The following is a 17,115-nucleotide window of genomic DNA, read 5'->3' as shown; positions in this document are numbered from 1 at the left end:
TCCCGCGCGGGCAGCGGGTAACGTCGGGGCGTGCCCGCCGACCCTTTGCGCCGAGCCGCAGACCCCCAACGCAGGACCGCCGCGCGCCCCGCGACCGGCGGCTCCGCGACGAGCGCGGTCGAGGTGCGCAGAAGCTCGCGGCGCCGCCGTACGGTCTCCGCCTACCGCGAGGGCGACCGCACCATCGTGCTGATCCCGGCCCGGATGTCCGAGGCGGAGGAACGGCGCTGGGTGACGGTGATGCTGGACAAGCTGGCCGCGCAGGAGAGCAAGCGGGTGCTCGGCGACGGCGAGCTGGCCGAGCGCGCGGAGCGCCTGTCGCTCCAGTACCTGGACGGCCGCGCCCGGCCCGACACGGTGCGCTGGGTGACCAACCAGAACACCCGCTGGGGTTCCTGCACGCCCGCCGAGGGCAGCATCCGCCTCTCGCACCGGCTCCAGGGCATGCCCGAGTACGTCATCGACTATGTGCTCCTCCATGAGCTGGCGCATCTTCTCGTCCCCGGTCACGGGCAGCGTTTCTGGCAGCTCCTGGAGTCATACCCACGCACGGAGCGGGCGCGCGGCTATCTCGAAGGCGTGGTCGCGGCGCAGCGGCTGCCGCATCTGCCCGCCGCCCGTACGGAATAGGGCCGGTTCCGCACGATTCGTGCCGTGCCCCGGCATCGCCCGCCGTCAGCGGCAGCGGTTAGCCTGGCGCGACGTCAATCAGAGCGCGGAGCGGGAGCGGGGGACGGTCGTTACGTATGGCCAGGGAATTCCAGCGGGGCCACAAGGCCAGGATCAGTGATCTGACGGCCGGGACGGATCTGTACGTGGGTGTGCAGATCGCGGGTTCCGGCCTGACCTTCGACATCAGCTGCTTCGGACTCGACGCGGACGAGCGGCTCTCCGACGACCGGTACTTCGTCTTCTTCAACCAGCCCGCGTCGCCCGAGGGCGCGATCCAGCAGCTCGGCCCCCAGGCGGGCGACACCGAGTCCTTCCGGGTCACGCTCGACCGGATCCCGCAGCACATCCAGAAGCTCTCCTTCACCGCCACCCTGGACGGCGCGGGCCAGATGTCCCAGGTCGGGCCCGGCTATCTGCGCATCGTCGCCGGCGGTGAGGAGGTCGCCCGTTACGCGTTCAACGGCGGCGAGTTCACCACCGAGCGCGCCGTCATGCTCGGCGACTTCTACCTGAAGGGCGAGTGGCGCTTCGCCGCGGTCGGGCAGGGCTTCGACGGCGGTCTGGAAGCGCTGCTGAAGAACTTCGGCGGCGAGGTCGCCGAGGAGGAGCCCGCGCCCGAGCCCGCGCCGCAGGGCGGCGTGCCGGGCTTCGCGCCGCCCGCCGCCTCCGAGCCCGCGCCGGGCTTCGCGGTCCCGACGGCGCAGGGGCAGCCCGCCCCGGCGCCTGCCGCACCGCAGCCGCCCGCCCCGGCCTTCGGCGCGCCCCCGAGCACGCCCCAGGGCGCCCCGCAGGACCGGCAGCCCTACGGAGCGCCGCAGCCCCCGGCGCCGCCCCAGCCGGAGCCGCAGGTTCCGCCGCAGGCGCAGCCCCCGGCCCCGCCGGTGCACAGCGCCCCGACCATCGCGGCCCCGATGGCACCGCCCGGCCAGCAGCCGCCGTTCGGCCAGGACCCGTACCAGCAGGCACCGCCCGCTCCGTATGGCCAGCCGCCCCAGGCAGCCCCGCAGGCACCGCCCCAGGCGCCGCCTCAGGCCCCGTACGGCCAGCCGGGCGGCCAGTTCCCCGGCCAGCAGGCTCCGGCCCCGTACGGCGCTCCCCAGGGCCAGCCGTCACCGTACGGACAGCCGTCCGCCCAGGGACCAGGCCTCGGTGTCGTCCTGGACAAGTACCGCGAGGCGCCGACCGGCCGGCGGTGGACCCCGCAGAACGAGAAGCTGATCCGCGCCGACCTCGGCATCGACGGGCAGCCCGTGCTCGCCCGCCAGGGCAGCATGGTCCTCTACCAGGGCAAGGTCGACTTCAGCTACAAGGGCGCCGGCATACGGGGCCGCATCGTGGGCAACGCCACCGGCCAGGAGATGCAGCTGATGCGCTGCACGGGCCAGGGCCAGGTGTTCTTCGCGGACAACAGCGCCCATGTGCACCCGATCGAGCTCCAGGGCGACGCGATCTGCGTGTCGTCCGAGAGCGTGCTCGCCTTCGACGAGTCGCTCCAGCACGAGGTCCGCCGCATCGAGGGCCACGGCATCCCGGGCGGCGCGCTGTTCACCATGCAGTTCCAGGGCACCGGCACGGTCGTGGTCAAGACCCAGGGCACCCCGGTCGTCCTCCCGGTCACCCCGACGACCTTCGCGGACGCCAACGCCATCGTCGCCTGGTCGGCCGCCTCCCAGGTGATCATCTCCAGCCAGGTGAGCCTGCGCCGCCACGCGTACCCGGGCCACTCCGGCGAGACCGTGAACCTCCAGTTCCGCGGCGCGCCCGGCAATTTCATCGTCGTCCAGCCCTACGAGGTCTGAGGGAGCCCGCCATGTACGAACAGCAAGTCCCGGGCTACGCCCCGGCCGCGCCCGTGGCCCGTATGGAGAACCACGGCAGCGCGATGGTCAAGATCGCCATGCAGAGCGGCCAGGACGTCTTCGCCCGCACCGGCTCGATGGTCGCCTACGAGGGCTTCGTCCAGTACGAGCCGAACCCGCCCGCGGTCCGCCAGATGGCCTCCCAGTGGCTGACCGGCGAGGGCGCGCCCCTGATGAAGTGCTCCGGTGACGGCCTGCTCTACCTCGCCGACTACGGGGCGGACGTGGTCTGCATCAACCTCGACGGCGACGCGCTGTCCGTCAACGGCACCAACCTCCTGGCCTTCGACGCGCACCTCCAGTGGGGTGTGCAGCGGGTCAAGGGCATGGCCAAGTTCGCCGGTCAGGGGCTGTTCAACGTCGGCATCTCGGGCACCGGCTGGGTCGCGCTGACCTCCCGCGGCACCCCGATCGTGGTGGACTGCGGGCGCGGCGAGGACGAGACGTACGTCGACCCCGACGCGCTGGTCGCCTGGTCGACCAATCTGAAGATGAAGGGCAAGCGCAGCTTCAAGGCGTCCTCGATGATCGGGCGCGGCAGCGGCGAGGCGTACCAGCTCGGCTTCTCCGGCCAGGGCTTCGTCGTCGTACAGCCCAGTGAGGACAGCACCGACCGGCTCCGGGCCCGGGGCTGAGGGGGAGGACGTCAAGCCATCATGCAGAGTCCGCTTTTCGCCTACACCGAGGCGCAGACCCAGGAGCGGTTCGCCCTCCAGAACCCGCAGTTGCTGCGGGTCGCCCTACAGGGCCACGAGGACCTGCTCGCCCGTAAGGGCACCATGGTCGCCTATCAAGGGCTGCTGGAGTTCGACGGGAACTACCAGACGCCGGGGCAGCAGCACGCCCGCGCGATGTCGGGCGAGGGCCTGGACCTGATGCGCGTCTCCGGACAGGGCACGGTCTACCTGGCCAACCTCGCCCAGTACGTGCACATCATGGACGTCGACCACGACGGCCTGACCGTGGACAGCAACTACGTGCTGGCGCTGGACTCCGGCCTCCACTGGGAGGTCATCTCGGTGGACAGCCAGTACGGGATCTCCGGCACCGGCAAGTACCAGCTCAACATCTCCGGCCGCGGCAAGGTCGTCCTGATGACCTCGGGCCAGCCGCTGATGATGCAGGTCACCCCGGACAAGTACGTCAACGCCGACGCCGACGCGGTGGTCGCCTGGTCCGCCTCGCTCCGCGTGCAGATGCAGGCGCAGACGCACTCCTCGGGCGTGTGGCGGCGCCGCGGCAACACGGGCGAGGGCTGGGAGCTGAGCTTCCTGGGACAGGGCTACGCGCTCGTCCAGCCCAGCGAGCTGCTGCCGCCGCAGAACGCCGTCATCGGGTCCGGCCTGGCCGCCCAGTTCGGCATGGGCCAGCAGGGCGCCCACGGGCAGAACCAGGGCAACATCTTCACCAACTGAGGCCCACCGGCCGCGCGCCTGTGTGCCCGCCTGCCGCGCGCCCCTCACCCCGGGGCGCGCGGCAGACCGGCGCGCTCTACAGCAGCGCGCGCGTGCGCTCCACGAGGCGTACGACCGAGTCGTCCGCCACGTCCGCCACCTCGTCGTACGGGAACCAGCGCAGATCCAGCGACTCGTCGCTGATCGCCGCCTCGGCCCCCTCGGGCGCCAGCGCCGCGTACTGCACGTCCAGATGCCACGCGCACGGCGTCAGATGCCGGTCCAGGCGCACCGGGCCGCCCAGCAGCGTCAGACCGGACGTGATCCCGGACTCCTCGCGCGCCTCGCGCAGCGCCGCGTCCGCGAGCGTGGCGTCCTCCGGCTCGCAGTGCCCGCCCATCTGGAGCCACATCTTGAGCTTGCGGTGCAGCGTCAGCAGCACCTGCCCGCGCTCCGGGTCGATCACCAGCGCACTGGCGGTGATGTGCCCGTCCTTGCACGGCTTGCCCATGCCGTCCGGGTGGGCGGCCAGGTGGTCCAGGTAGGCCAGCCGCAGCCGGTCCTGCTCAGGGGACGGCGCGGGCCACTCCTTGAGGACCCGCGCCGCGTCGTCGTGAAGACTCACTTCTCGCCGTCGCCCCCGGGCTTGCCGCCCTCCTCGGGGCCGTCCTCGCCGGTCTCCTTGGTCAGGTCCGGCTTCGCCGTGCCGCCGCTCGCGGCCTCGCCGAGCATCTTGTCCAGCTCGGAGAAGTCCAGCTGCTCGTGGTGGACGAAGCCGTCCGGGTCGTCCAGGTCGGCGGCCGTCGGAAGCATGTCCGGGTGCTCCCACAGGGCGTCCCGGCCGTCCAGGCCGCGCGCGTCCGTCAGCAGGGCCCACAGCCGCGAGGCGTCCCGCAGGCGCCGCGGACGCAGCTCCAGGCCGATCAGGGTGGCGAAGGTCTGCTCGGCGGGGCCGCCGGTCGCCCGGCGCCGCCGCAGCGTCTCGCGCAGCGCGTCCGCCGAGGGCAGGTGCGGGGAGGCGGCGGCGTGCACCACCGCGTCCACCCAGCCCTCGACGAGGGCCAGCGCGGTCTCCAGGCGGGCCAGCGCCGCCTTCTGCTCCGGGGTGTCCTCGGGCTGGAACATGCCCTGCTGAAGGGCGTTCTGCAGCTCCTCGGGGTGCTGCGGGTCGAGCTGGCCGACCACGTCCTCCAGCTTGGTCGTGTCGACCTTGATCCCGCGGGCGTAGCCCTCGACCGCGCCGAACAGATGCGAGCGCAGCCACGGCACATGGGCGAAGAGGCGCTGGTGGGCGGCCTCGCGCAGGGCCAGGTAGAGCCGGACCTCCTCCTCGGGGACGCCGAGGCCGGAGCCGAAGTTGGCGATGTTGCCCGGCAGCAGCGCGGCCTTTCCGGCCGGCCCCAGCGGCAGCCCGACGTCCGTCGAGCCGACGACCTCGCCGGCCAGTACGCCCAGCGCCTGCCCGATCTGCGTACCGAACATCGCGCCGCCCATGGAGCGCATCATGCCGAGCAGCGGGCCCGCCATGGCCTGCATCTCCTCGGGCAGGACGTCGCCCATGGCCGCGCCGACGCGCTCGGCGACCGGGTCCACCAGGTCCTTCCACACCGGCAGGGTCTCCTCGACCCACTCGGCGCGGCTCCAGGACAGCACCGTGCCCGCTCCCGAGGGCAGCGACGTCACGCCGTCCAGCCAGAGGTCGGCCAGGCGTACGGCCTCTTCGACGGCCGCCCGCTCACCGGGGGAGACGCTGGCGTCCTTGGTGCCGTCCTCGGCGCCCTGCGCGACCGTCTGGCGCGCGATGTCCTTGGCCATGTCCCAGTTCACCGGGCCGCCCTCGTAGGAGAGCATCTGGCCCAGCTTCTGGAAGGCGGCACCGAGGTCGCCAGGGTTCATCTCGCCGCCAGGACCGCCCATGCCGCCGAAGAGCGCCGCGAACGGGTTGTCCGCGCCGCCGCTCCCGCCGCCGAATCCGAACGGGTTCGCGGGGCCCTGGCTACCTCCCTGGCCGCCCTTCTTCTTGCCGTTGTCGCCGTCCTCCGGCTCCTCCGGCGGAAGGCCGAATCCAAATGGGGTGTCACTCACGGGTTTCCTCGGCTCGTAGGGCCGCCGGCCCCGGGCCGGCGGCGGCTGCCCGACATTCTCTTCCAGCCTAGACACCCCGCCCGCATCGGGGCTCGGTGCTTCGCCGCCCCGGTGCCTGCGGCAGGATGGACGCCACCTGGTACGTACGCGTCAGCACGCCCACGTACTGAAGACAACCGCTGGAGACGCCCGGTGAGTTCCCCAGATCCGACCGTTCGCGCAGCGCGAAACGCCGCTGCCGAGACCGAGAGCGCAGCCGAGCAGGCGGGCGACGCGCCTGCCAGGCCGCTGCGCCGCCCCGTCGTCGCGGTCACCGGCGCCGCCTCCGGCGTGGGCGCCCTGCTGACCCAGGCGCTGACCGAGTCCGACGAGGTCAAGCGGGTGGTGGCCATCGACGAGCGGCGCGGCGAGGCCGCCGAGGCGCACTGGCACGTCCTGGACGTCCGGGACCCGGCCATCGCCGACAAGCTGCGCGGCGCGGACGTCGTCGTGCACCTGGCCGTCGACCTCGACCTGGAGACCGACGCCGCGGCCCGTACGGCGTACAACGTCCGCGGCACGCAGACGGTCCTCACGGCCGCCGCGGCCGCCGGCGTGCACCGCGTCGTGCTGTGCACCTCCGCCATGGTCTACGGCGCGCTCCCGGACAACGACGTGCCGCTGGCCGAGGACGCCGAGCTGCGGGCCACCGCCGACGCCACCGGGGTCGGCGACCTCCTGGAGATCGAGCGCCTGGCGCACCGCGCGCCCCGCGCGCACCCCGGCCTGAACGTCACCGTCCTGCGTCCCACCGTCCTGGTGGGCGGTACGGACACCGCGCTGACCCGCTACTTCGAGTCGCCGCGCCTGCTGGTCGTCGCGGGGTCCCGCCCCGCCTGGCAGTTCTGCCACGTGGAGGACCTGGTCAGCGCCCTGATGTACGCCGCGCTGGAGAAGGTCGAGGGCGAGCTGGCGGTGGGCTGCGACGGCTGGCTGGAGCAGGAGGAGGTCGAGGAGCTGTCCGGGATCCGGCGCATGGAGCTGCCGTCCTCCGTGGCGCTCGGCGCCGCCGCCCGGCTGCACCGCATCGGCCTCACACCGTCGCCCGCCGGTGACCTGGCGTACACGATGCACCCGTGGGTCGTCAGCGGCAGCCGGCTGCACGAGGCGGGCTGGCGCCCGCGGTGGACGAACGAGGAGGTGCTGGCCGAGCTGCTGGAGGAGGTCGCGGGCCGGCACACCGTCGCGGGCCGCCGGCTGGGCCGCAAGGACGCCACCGCGGCCGGTGCGGCGGGCGCGACCGTCGCCCTCCTGGGCACCGCCGCCCTGGTCCGCCGCGCCCGCAAGGCCCGCCGCCGTATCTGAGGTGCCGGTCGCGGCCGGGATGCCTCTGTGGTCGGCTGCGAGGTGCCTCCGTACGGTCGCGGGCGGCCTTCGTACGGTCCGACGGCCGCGTCCGGCCGTCAGCCTGTAGAAGCCTCCATACGGCCTTCCGCGGGACCGGTGGAACGGCCATGCCACGCGGCGCCTCCCGGTACGGCACGATGGAGGCATGCCAGGCACGTATGACCACCCCGGTGAGCTGAGCGCGGCGGACCCGATCCGCCTGCTCGCCGTCCGTGACACCCCGCTCTCCCTGGACGAGGTCTTCGCGGCCGTCGGCGACCCGGCGGCCGGCGGGACGGCCCTGTTCGTCGGCACGGTCCGCAACCACGACAGCGGCGCGGACGTGGACACCCTCGGGTACTCCGCGCACCCGAGCGCCGAGGCCGAACTGCGCCGCGTCGCCGAGAAGGTGGCCGCCGACTTCCCCGTACGCGCCATGGCCGCGGTGCACCGGGTGGGCGACCTGACCGTCGGTGACCTGGCCGTCGTCGTCGCCGTCTCCTGCCCGCACCGCGCGGAGGCGTTCGCGGCCTGCCGGCGGCTGATCGACGACCTCAAGCACGAGGTGCCGATCTGGAAGCACCAGCGCTTTTCGGACGGCACCGAGGAATGGGTCGGTGCCTGCTGACGGCCGGTTTCCGGCGGTGGCGCCCGTTCCGGGCGGTTTCCGGTAAAGCCTTTACGTGCGCTCCAGTTGCGTAACCCGGCCCCTGGCGTAAGCGTTGACCTGGCAGATGGTTAATCTGCTTATTCGTCGTTGCGGTTGTTACAAGGGGTCGGGAGGCCGCTATGGGAGCGCTCCTCTGGTTGCTGATTCCGGTTCTCGCCGCCATCGCCGCCGTCGTGTGGAGCAGTTGGGCATCACGCAACCGCAGGACCGGGGATGTCGCGGAACTGGCGGGGTACGCGCGCTTCCGGGCAGCGATGGAAAAGCCCGAGAAGGCGCATTCCGGTTCCGACGCGGCATGAGCATGACGGAATGAGCCGGGGCCGTGGCGGGCGTACGCAGCCGCAAGCGGCCGCCACGGCTCCGGTTGTCCGCCGCCCCCGCGTGGCCCGGCGGGCCCCCGGACGGACGGCCCCGGGGACCGGGTGTCAGAGGCGTCCCGTACTGTCGTTCCATGCCACGCCGCACCGCGACGCTGCTCGCCTCCCTCGTGATGCTGATTGCGCTGATCTGCGCCGGGTTGGTGATCCCCGTCCCGTATTCGGAGATGTATCCGGGGCCCACGACCAACACGCTGGGTGAGGACAAGGGCGAGCCGGTGCTGCAGATCTCCGGCCACAAGACGTATCCCACCTCCGGCAACCTGAACATGGTCACCGTCCGTGTCACCGGCGCCGAGTACCACATGAACCTCCTCGAAGCGGTCTACGGCTGGCTCAAGCACGACAGCATCGTGGTGCCCCACAAGATCCTCTACCCGGAGGGCCAGACGGCCGAGCAGTCCGACCAGCAGAACGCCGAGGAGTTCACCCAGTCCCTGGAGAGCGCCAAGGTCGCGGCGTTCAGGCAGCTGGACATCCCGGTCGGCTCCCAGACGGTCGTGGCGTCCGTCGTCAAGGACGCCCCCGCGGACGGCAAGCTGCACGCCGGCGACGTGATCAAGGCCGTGGACGGCACGGAGATCAAGGCCAACACGGACGTTGCCAAGCTGGTGACCAAGCACAAGCCGGGCGAGCGGGCGGTCTTCACGGTCATCCCGGCCAAGGAGGCGGCCGCGGCCCAGAAGAAGGGCAAGAAGCCCGAGGGCCCCACGAAGGACATCGCCGTCACGACCGCGAAGGCGAAGGACGGCCGGTCCATAGTCGGGATCCAGGCCGGCATCGACTACACGTTCCCGTTCAACGTGGACATCAAGCTGGCCGACGTCAGCGGGCCCAGCGCCGGGCTGATGTTCGCCCTCGGGATCATCGACAAGCTCACGCCCGAGGACCTGACCGGCGGGAAGTTCGTGGCCGGTACGGGCACGATCGACGCCGATGGCAAGGTCGGCCCGATCGGCGGCATCGCCATGAAGGTCGTCGGCGCGCGCAACAAGGGGGCGGAGTACTTCCTCACCCCCAAGGACAACTGCTCGGCCGTGGTCGACGACCACCCGGACGGCCTCCGCCTGGTCAAGGTGGACACCATCCGCGACGCGCTGACGTCCCTGGAGAAGATCCGCAAGGGCGACACGGCGAGCCTGCCGAGCTGCCCCGCGCACAAGTAGCCGGGCCGGTCACGGCACGGCCGGGGGCCGGGCACGGAGCCCGGCCCCGGTCGGCCCCGTGTCAGCCCTCGAAGGTCGCGGCCAGCGCGTCCGCCAGGCCCGGCACCAGCTGCGAGCCGGTCAGCACCTCGGAGGTGGCATCCTTCTCGCGCAGCCGCAGCGCCGACTCGCGCTCGCCGTCGCGCAGCACGGCCACCGTCATCCGCACCTCCTGGCGGTCCGGGTGCTCGGCGACCCACTTCGCGAGCTGGGCCTCGTCCATGCCCTCCGGCACGGAGTCCTCGGCGGTCGGCGGCAGCATCAGCCGCTCCACCGTCATCGCGCAGCCGGCCACCGCCTCCGGCCAGCCGATGGTGGCCAGGAACTCGTCCAGCGGCACATCGGCCGGGATCTCGTCCTGCTCGACGGGGGTCAGCGAGGCGGTGGTGGCGGCGTCGATGCCGAGCTGTTCGGCGAGCGAGGGTTCCTGTTCGCGGAGCCGGGCGGTGTCCACGAGGGCGAAGAGGCGGGCGGGCTGGTCCCAGCCGAGCCCGGCGGCGTACTCGTCGATTTCGAGTACGGCACGGGTCAGCGGGCTGGCGGCGAGGGGGGTGCCGTCGACGGGAAGGTTGTCCATGCCCAATATCGTGCCCTGCGGACCCCGGAAATCGGGAACCGAGTAAAGCCTTAGTAAGTTGCAACAGTGGGTCCTACTATCGCCGGGCCTGCTCAACACGACAGCGAACTTCGAGGTGCGCACCTTGGCTTTCCAGATGCCGGACCGCGGCGGAGGCCCGACAGGGCCACGGATCAGAGTCGGCCGACCGTCCCGGCGGGTCCGGACCCTGTTCATGACACTGGGCGTGCTGGCCGTGCTGGCCATGCTCTTCGTCATGTTCTCCGGGTTCTGGACCGACTGGCTCTGGTACCGGTCGGTCGATTACTCCTCGGTCTTCACCACCACCCTGTGGACGAAGATCGGCCTGTTCTTCGCCTTCGGTGCGCTGATGGCCGCCGCGGTCGGGGTCAACATCTGGCTGGCGCACCGCCTGCGGCCGCCGCTGAGCGCGATGTCCATGGAGCAGCAGAGCCTGGACCGCTACCGGATGGGCATCGCGCCGTACAAGAAGTGGGCGCTGATCGCGGTCACCGCCGTGGTGGGCCTGATCGCCGGTGCCTCGGCCTCCGGCCAGTGGCGTACGTGGCTCCAGTGGGTGAACGGCGTGCCGTTCGGCCAGAAGGACCCGCAGTTCGGCCAGGACGTCTCGTTCTACGCCTTCGACCTGCCCTGGTACCGCTTCCTGCTCAGCTTCGGCTTCGCCTGCGCGGTGCTGTGCCTGATCGCCGCGGCGCTGACCCACTACCTGTACGGCGGGCTGCGCCTGACGAGCCCCGGCTCGCGCGCGACGGCCGCCGCCACCGGTCACCTGTCTGTGGTGCTCGGCATCTTCGTCTCCCTGAAGGCCATCGCGTACTGGCTCGACCGGTACGGCCTGGCGGTCAAGTCCAGCGGCCTGAAGTCCGCCGACGGCTGGACGGGCCTGCGCTACGTGGACGCCAACGCCTACCTCCCGGCGAAGACGATCCTGTTCTTCATCGCGGCGATCTGCGCGGTGCTCTTCTTCGCGACGCTGTGGCGCCGCACCTGGCAGCTGCCGGTCATCGGCTTCGGCCTGATGGTGCTCTCCGCGGTCCTCATCGGCGGCCTGTACCCGGCCATCGTGCAGAAGTTCCAGGTCCAGCCGAACGAGCAGGCCAAGGAAGCGCCGTACATCAAGCAGAACATCAAGGCGACGCGGGACGCGTACGACATCAACGGTGTCGACGTGCAGGGGTACGACGGCAACTACAAGCCGCAGAACGACGCGGAGCGGCAGAAGCTGCGGGACGCCGCCGACACCACGGCCAGCGTCCGGCTGCTCGACCCGAACGTGGTCTCCCCGTCCTTCCAGCAGCGCCAGCAGGTCCGCAGCTACTACCAGTTCCCGTCCACCCTCGACGTCGACCGGTACAAGGACAAGGACGGCAAGGACCAGGACACCGTCATCGGTCTGCGCGAGCTGAACCTCAACGGCGTCTCCGAGCGGAACTGGATCAACGACCACTTCAAGTACACCCACGGGTTCGGCGCGGTGGCCGCCAAGGGCACCACGTTCGCCGAGGGCGGCGAGCCGGACTACACCGAGAGCGAGCTGCCCTCGAAGGGCCAGTTCGGGCCGTACGAGCAGCGCGTCTACTACGGCGAGAAGACTACCCAGTACTCGATCGTGGGCGGGCCGCAGAAGGAGCTGGACTACTCCTCCGACAAGAGCGGCGAGAAGAGCTACAGCTACACCGGCAAGAGCGGGGTGAACCTCGCCAACCCGATCAACCGCGCCGCCTACGCGGTGGCGTTCGGCGAGCCGCAGATCCTCTACTCGGGCGCCATCGGCGAGGGCTCGCGGATTCTGTACAACCGCACGCCCAAGGAGCGCGTGGAGGCGGTCGCCCCCTGGCTGACCATCGACGGCGACGCCTACCCGGCGGTCATCGACGGCCGGATCAAGTGGATCGTGGACGCCTACACGACGAGCAACGGCTATCCGTACGCCTCGCGCACCACGCTCGGTGACACCACCGCCGACTCGCTCACCGACGGTCAGCGGGCGGTCGTCGCCCAGCAGAATCAGGTCAACTACATCCGCAACTCGGTCAAGGCGACGGTTGACGCCTACGACGGTTCGGTCAAGCTCTATCAGTGGGACACCAAGGACCCGGTCCTGAAGACCTGGATGAAGTCCTTCCCCGGGACGGTCGAGAAGAAGAGCGCCATCAGCAAGTCCCTGATGGAGCACATGCGCTACCCGCAGGACCTCTTCAAGGTGCAGCGCCAGCTGCTGACGACGTACCACGTCACCGACCCGAACACCTTCTACACGGGCAGCGAGCGCTGGCAGGTCCCGAACGACCCGACGAACAAGTCGGGCAACTCGGTGCCGCCGTACTACCAGAGCCTGAAGATGCCCGACCAGAAGGCCCAGACGTTCGCGCTGACCACGACGTTCACGCCCAACAAGCGGGACAACCTAGGCGCGTTCATGGCGGTCGACGCCAATGCCACCAGCGCCGACTACGGCAAGATCAGAGTGCTGAAACTGCCGTCGCAGACGCCGGTGCCGGGACCGCAGCAGGTCCAGTCGAAGTTCAACTCCGATCCGAAGATCGCCAATGAGCTGAACATCCTGAAGAAACTCGGCGACTCCGAGATCGAGTACGGCAACCTGCTCACGGTCCCGATGAACGGCGGCCTGCTGTACGTCGAACCGGTCTATCTGCGCGGCGCGGGCACCAACTACCCGCTGCTGAAGAAGGTGCTGGTCAGTTACGGAGAGAACGACCCCGTGCTGGGCAACAACCTGGCCGAGGCGCTCGATGTCGTCTTCGGCAAGAAGCCGCCGGGCACCGGCAATCAGAACCCGCCGGGCGGCGGTGACACGGGTCAGCAGCCGCCGGCCGACCAGACGGTGCAGCAGGCCCTCGACGACGCCGTGAAGGCGTACGAGGAGGGCGAGAAGGCCCGCAGGGAAGGCGACTGGGGCGGCTACGGCGAGGCGCAGAAGAAGCTGAAGGCGGCCCTGGACCGGGCGGCCGAGGCGGAGAAGAAGGCGCAGAAGGGCAACACCGGCAAGAACGGCGGCTGACAACGCCGGCCCGGCCCCGCGGGGGCCGGGCACCACCTCCGTGCCGTGGTACCGTGGAGGCACAACGGCGCGGGGTGGAGCAGCTCGGTAGCTCGCTGGGCTCATAACCCAGAGGTCGCAGGTTCAAATCCTGTCCCCGCTACTGGAAACGAAGGCCCGGATCCTTGGGATCCGGGCCTTCGTCATGTGCGGGGTGACCCCCCGGACGACACCCCGGGCGACACGCCCGGCGGGACGCGCCGTCTTCACGTGTGAACGGAACTGGAGGGAACGGAGTTTGGCATGTCTCTGTATCGGGAAGTCGACAAAACGCTGTAGTGACCTCACTGGCTGCGGTATACCAGGTGTACGCGGGTTGCGGGTGGTGCGACGATGGCCCTCATGGGGGACAAGGCAAGGTTGTTGGAGACAGGCCGGTTTGTGCACGCGCCCGACGACGGGCGCGCATCCGAGACGCCGGACGGACGGGAGACCGTGCTTCCGGACCAGCGTGACGACCGGCTGCCGCTGGACGCCATCGAGGCCGACGCCCCGGCCGAGGCGTCCGAAGCCGTGATCGAAGCGAACCACCGCCGGGCCGCCGACGCCGGCGACACCGGAGCCATGAGCGTGCTGGGCGCGCTGCTGCTGCGCCGCGGCGACCTCGACGGCGCCGAACCGTACCTGCGCTCCGCCACCGCCGCCGGCGACCGCGCCGCCGCCAACAACCTGGGCGTCCTGCTGCACCAGCGGGGTTACGCGGACGAGGCGGCGGGCTGGTGGCGTATCGCGGCCGTCGCCGGGTCCGCCGCGGCGGCGCACGCGCTGGGCCGTTACTACCGCGAGCGCGGCGACGAGCCCGCCGCCGAGTACTGGCTGCGCCAGTCCGCCGAGTCGGGCCACTGCCTGGGCGCGTACGCCCTCGCCGACCTCCTGGAGCACCGCGGTGACGTGGGTGCCGAGCGCTGGTTCCGTACCGCCGCCGAGCGCGGGCACCGCGAGGCCGCGTACCGCCTCGCGCGCCTCCTGGAGGACCGCGCGCAGACCGTGGGCGGGCGCGACGCCGCCGTGGAGGCCGAGGCCGAGCAGTGGTTCCGCCAGGCCGCGGCCCGCGGCCACCGCCGCGCCGCCCTGCACCTGGGCACGCTTCTGGAGGAGCGCGGCGACACCCAGGAGGCCGGCCGCTGGTATCTGACCGCCGCCAAGGGCGGTGAGGCGCGGGCCGCCTGCGCGCTCGGCTTCCTGCTGCGCGACGCGGGCGACGAGGAGAGCGCCGCCGAATGGTGGCGCCGCGCCGCCCAGGACGGCGACGGCAACGCCGCCAACGCGCTGGGCGCGCTGCACGCCGACCGCGGCGAGACGCAGACCGCCGAGCGCTGGTACCGCGCCGCGCTCGACGCCGGCGATGTGAACGGCGCGTACAACATCGGCCTGCTCTGTGCCGAGCAGGGCCGGGACGGCCGCGGCGAGCAGTGGTACCGCCGCGCCGCCTACGCCGGGCACCGCGAGGCCGCCAACGCGCTCGCCATCATGCTGCTCCAGCGCGGCGACTCGGCGGGCGCCGAGCCGTGGTTCTCCAAGGCCGCCGAGGCGGGCAGCGTGGACGCCGCCTTCAACCTCGGCATCCTGTACGCGGAGCGCGGCGCGGAGCGGATGGCGCACGAGTGGTACGAGCGCGCCGCGGCGGCCGGCCACACCGAGGCCGCCCTCCAGGTCGCCATCGTCCAACTGCGCGAAGGCGACACGGAGGCCGCCGAGCGGAACCTGCGCTGCGCGGCGGAGGGCGGCAGCGCCGAGGCCGCGTTCCGCCTCGCCGACCTGCTGGACCGCCGGGACGGCGGCGCGGTCGAGCGACGGCAGAACGACGAGTGCACCCGGTGGTACGAACACGCCGCCCGGCAGGGGCACCGGCGCGCCCAGGTCCGGGTTGGCATGTTCGCGGCGGCGCGGGGCGATGTGGCCGAGGCGGCGCGCTGGTACCGCGCGGCGGCCGAGGCGGGCAGCCGCAACGGCGCCTTCAACCTCGGCCTGCTCCTGGCGCGCGAGGGCAGCCTGCCCGAGGCCAAGCTGTGGTGGACCCGCGCGGCCGAGGACGGCCACGGGCGCGCCGCCCTGCGCCTGGCTCTGCTCGCCGCCCGGCGCGGCGCGCTCGCCGAGGGCCACCAGTGGTGCCGGCGGGCGGTCGAGCTCGGGCCGCCGGAGGTGGCGGAGCGCGCGGCGCGGCTGCGCGAGGCGCTTCAGGAGGAGCTGACCGCGTAGGACGGGTGGTGCCGGGTGGTGCCGGGGCGCCCCGGCACCACCCGGTCCGCACGGGCGCCGTCGGCCTCAGCACAACGGACAGTGATTTGCGCTGGTCGGCGGGGTGTGCGTAGACTGGACACACAACGGCGCGGGGTGGAGCAGCTCGGTAGCTCGCTGGGCTCATAACCCAGAGGTCGCAGGTTCAAATCCTGTCCCCGCTACTGATGAAGAAGGCCCGGATCCTCCAGGATCCGGGCCTTCTTCATGGTGTGGCGCGGGGCCCGGGCGTGGTCACTCGCCGCGGCGTTCACCTTTCGGGCCCCGGCCGCGCTCGGTGCGCGGGCCCCTGCTGCGCTGCCCCTCTTTTTCCTGGAGGGTCTCGTTCGCCTCCTGGTTGGCCTGCTGATCGCTGATCCCGCTGTCCTCGGCGTCCTTGCGGAGCCGGGCGCGGCGGGTGTCGTAACTCTTGCTGCCGGGCTCGGGCACGGTCACCACCTCCTGGGGCCTGGGTACCCCGGTAATTACGGCGAAAACGCCATCAAGCGGTCACTGTCCCCGCGGCTTGACCTCGTACCGCTGCCCCAGGTCGGGGTCCTCGACCCCTTGCAGCTCGCTGGCCACCCGGAACTTGTCGACCAGATCGTGCACCAGGAGGCGGGTCTCCTCCGGCTCCCTCCCGGAGCGCCGCGCGATGTCCTGGAGATACACGCCGTCGCCGCCGTGTTCCGCCTGCGCCTCGGTGAGCGCCCGGAGGGTCTCCTCATGGGCCGAGGTGTAGCGCCCGCCGTCCCCGTGCGAGGGCAGCGGTGCGGCGCGCTCGGGAGGCGGGAGCGTCGGCTCGTGCGGCTCGTCCTGCTTGCCGCGGTGCCGTGTGGCGATCCGCTCCTCGTGCGCCGCCTTCTCCGGCTCGTACGTGCGCTGCTTGGAGGCGCCGGTGGTCGCCTGCCGGGCGCTGGGGGCCTCGCCGGCCGCACGGGCCTCACGGGCCGCCGCGCGGCGCTGTTCTTCGTCGCCTTCGACCTTCTTGCGCACCATCAGTACGGTCCCTTCCTGGTCGGGATACGGCTCCAGGCCGGGTACCCGAGGTGCGGGACGTAATCCCCGGTGCCGGTGGTACGGAAGGTGTGCACGCCGAAGAGCCCGCGCCATGTCAGGGCGGGCTCCTTCTGCGGTCGGCGCGGCCGCGCGAGGTGGCGGCCGCCGCCGGGGTCAGCTGTGCGAGTGGCAGTTCGGGCAGATGCCGCGGTACGTCACCGACACCTCGGAGACCTGGAAGCCGAAGCGTTCCGGCACCGGCAGCGCGGCGAGCGGGTCGCTGTCCAGGTGTACGTCCCTTATCGTCCCGCACCGCGAGCACACCAGGTGCTGGTGGTCGTGGTGGGCGTTGGGGTCGTACCGCTTGGCGCGGCCGTCCGTGCTGACCTCCAGCACCTCGCCGAGCGAGACCAGCTCGCCCAGCGTGTTGTAGACGGTCGCACGCGAGATCTCCGGCAGCCGTTCGGTCGCCTTCGCGTGCACCTCGTCAGCGGTGTAGTGGACGTGGTCCCCGTCGAGGACCTCGGCGACGACGCGTCGCTGCGCGGTCAGCCGCCAGCCGCGTCCCCGGAGCCGTTCCAGCAGGTCACTCATGCCAATCACCTATCAGTCA

At 71.7% G+C, this 17,115-nt stretch carries 16 protein-coding genes and 2 tRNA genes; 12 read left to right on the top strand and 6 right to left on the bottom strand.

What is annotated here, in order from left to right:
* Nucleotides 1-30 precede the first annotated feature (30 nt).
* The 4 genes from ADK86_RS19115 (at nucleotide 31) to ADK86_RS19100 (ending at nucleotide 3,946) form a co-directional block, all read left to right on the top strand.
* Nucleotides 31-630, top strand: a complete 600-nt coding sequence (locus tag ADK86_RS19115) for a M48 family metallopeptidase (protein WP_053697652.1) — start codon at nucleotides 31-33, stop codon at nucleotides 628-630.
* A 116-nt stretch (nucleotides 631-746) separates the two neighbouring features.
* The gene (locus ADK86_RS19110) at nucleotides 747-2,471 is read left to right on the top strand and encodes a TerD family protein (protein WP_053697651.1); all 1,725 of its coding nucleotides are present in this window, start codon (nucleotides 747-749) and stop codon (nucleotides 2,469-2,471) included.
* Nucleotides 2,472-2,482: 11 nt separating this feature from the next.
* Nucleotides 2,483-3,166, top strand: a complete 684-nt coding sequence (locus tag ADK86_RS19105) for an AIM24 family protein (protein ID WP_030587340.1) — start codon at nucleotides 2,483-2,485, stop codon at nucleotides 3,164-3,166.
* A gap of 21 nt (nucleotides 3,167-3,187) precedes the next feature.
* Complete coding sequence (locus tag ADK86_RS19100; protein ID WP_053697650.1) at nucleotides 3,188-3,946, top strand: AIM24 family protein; 759 nt, start codon at nucleotides 3,188-3,190, stop codon at nucleotides 3,944-3,946.
* Between the two features lie 76 nt (nucleotides 3,947-4,022).
* Here the strand turns inward: ADK86_RS19100 and ADK86_RS19095 are convergent, their stop codons facing one another.
* Together ADK86_RS19095 and ADK86_RS19090 are read right to left on the bottom strand one after the other, a co-directional pair.
* Complete coding sequence (locus ADK86_RS19095) at nucleotides 4,023-4,550, bottom strand: NUDIX hydrolase (RefSeq protein WP_053697649.1); 528 nt, start codon at nucleotides 4,548-4,550, stop codon at nucleotides 4,023-4,025.
* Nucleotides 4,547-6,010 carry a zinc-dependent metalloprotease gene (locus tag ADK86_RS19090; RefSeq protein ID WP_053697648.1) on the bottom strand — a complete coding sequence of 488 codons (1,464 nt, stop codon included), beginning with the start codon at nucleotides 6,008-6,010 and terminating at the stop codon, nucleotides 4,547-4,549. Before ADK86_RS19090 ends, ADK86_RS19095 begins: the two co-directional genes overlap by 4 nt.
* Before the next feature lie 192 nt (nucleotides 6,011-6,202).
* Here ADK86_RS19090 and ADK86_RS19085 point away from each other — a divergent pair, with 192 nt between their 5' ends.
* The 4 genes from ADK86_RS19085 (at nucleotide 6,203) to ADK86_RS19075 (ending at nucleotide 9,588) form a co-directional block, all read left to right on the top strand.
* Complete coding sequence (locus ADK86_RS19085) at nucleotides 6,203-7,354, top strand: SDR family oxidoreductase (RefSeq protein ID WP_030184439.1); 1,152 nt, start codon at nucleotides 6,203-6,205, stop codon at nucleotides 7,352-7,354.
* A gap of 187 nt (nucleotides 7,355-7,541) precedes the next feature.
* Nucleotides 7,542-8,003 carry a molybdenum cofactor biosynthesis protein MoaE gene (locus tag ADK86_RS19080; protein ID WP_030587354.1) on the top strand — a complete coding sequence of 154 codons (462 nt, stop codon included), beginning with the start codon at nucleotides 7,542-7,544 and terminating at the stop codon, nucleotides 8,001-8,003.
* A 161-nt stretch (nucleotides 8,004-8,164) separates the two neighbouring features.
* Entirely contained in the window at nucleotides 8,165-8,344 is a 180-nt protein-coding gene (locus ADK86_RS41010) for a hypothetical protein (protein WP_003986145.1), read from the top strand.
* A 152-nt stretch (nucleotides 8,345-8,496) separates the two neighbouring features.
* On the top strand, nucleotides 8,497-9,588 hold the full coding sequence (locus ADK86_RS19075; RefSeq protein ID WP_053697647.1) for a PDZ domain-containing protein: 1,092 nt from the start codon (nucleotides 8,497-8,499) through the stop codon (nucleotides 9,586-9,588).
* 61 nt (nucleotides 9,589-9,649) lie between these two features.
* Here the strand turns inward: ADK86_RS19075 and ADK86_RS19070 are convergent, their stop codons facing one another.
* Nucleotides 9,650-10,204: a PPA1309 family protein gene (locus tag ADK86_RS19070; protein ID WP_030587360.1), complete on the bottom strand. Its 555-nt coding sequence runs from the start codon at nucleotides 10,202-10,204 to the stop codon at nucleotides 9,650-9,652.
* 136 nt (nucleotides 10,205-10,340) lie between these two features.
* Between ADK86_RS19070 and ADK86_RS19065 the strand changes: the two genes are divergently transcribed.
* From ADK86_RS19065 to ADK86_RS19050, 4 genes are all read left to right on the top strand, one after another.
* Nucleotides 10,341-13,247 carry a UPF0182 family protein gene (locus tag ADK86_RS19065; protein ID WP_078952109.1) on the top strand — a complete coding sequence of 969 codons (2,907 nt, stop codon included), beginning with the start codon at nucleotides 10,341-10,343 and terminating at the stop codon, nucleotides 13,245-13,247.
* Between the two features lie 68 nt (nucleotides 13,248-13,315).
* Nucleotides 13,316-13,389, top strand: a tRNA-Met gene (locus tag ADK86_RS19060).
* Nucleotides 13,390-13,628: 239 nt separating this feature from the next.
* Nucleotides 13,629-15,485 carry a tetratricopeptide repeat protein gene (locus ADK86_RS19055; protein ID WP_078952112.1) on the top strand — a complete coding sequence of 619 codons (1,857 nt, stop codon included), beginning with the start codon at nucleotides 13,629-13,631 and terminating at the stop codon, nucleotides 15,483-15,485.
* A gap of 129 nt (nucleotides 15,486-15,614) precedes the next feature.
* Nucleotides 15,615-15,688: transfer RNA gene (locus ADK86_RS19050), tRNA-Met, on the top strand.
* A gap of 70 nt (nucleotides 15,689-15,758) precedes the next feature.
* Here the strand turns inward: ADK86_RS19050 and ADK86_RS19045 are convergent.
* The 3 genes from ADK86_RS19045 to ADK86_RS19035 all read right to left on the bottom strand — a co-directional run bounded on the left by ADK86_RS19045 (nucleotide 15,759) and on the right by ADK86_RS19035 (nucleotide 17,096).
* Nucleotides 15,759-15,959 (bottom strand): hypothetical protein, encoded by a 201-nt coding sequence (locus ADK86_RS19045; RefSeq protein ID WP_106982240.1) that lies wholly within the window; start codon nucleotides 15,957-15,959, stop codon nucleotides 15,759-15,761.
* 54 nt (nucleotides 15,960-16,013) lie between these two features.
* Nucleotides 16,014-16,502: a hypothetical protein gene (locus tag ADK86_RS42385; RefSeq protein WP_063789035.1), complete on the bottom strand. Its 489-nt coding sequence runs from the start codon at nucleotides 16,500-16,502 to the stop codon at nucleotides 16,014-16,016.
* A 174-nt stretch (nucleotides 16,503-16,676) separates the two neighbouring features.
* Nucleotides 16,677-17,096 (bottom strand): Fur family transcriptional regulator, encoded by a 420-nt coding sequence (locus ADK86_RS19035; protein WP_003987106.1) that lies wholly within the window; start codon nucleotides 17,094-17,096, stop codon nucleotides 16,677-16,679.
* Nucleotides 17,097-17,115: the final 19 nt, after the last annotated feature.

It is taken from the genome of Streptomyces sp. NRRL F-5755 (assembly GCF_001279365.1).
Classification (GTDB): domain Bacteria; phylum Actinomycetota; class Actinomycetes; order Streptomycetales; family Streptomycetaceae; genus Streptomyces; species Streptomyces rimosus.
The sequence above is the reverse complement of the archived record's forward strand: the minus strand, read 5'-3'. Positions and strand labels throughout refer to the sequence as shown.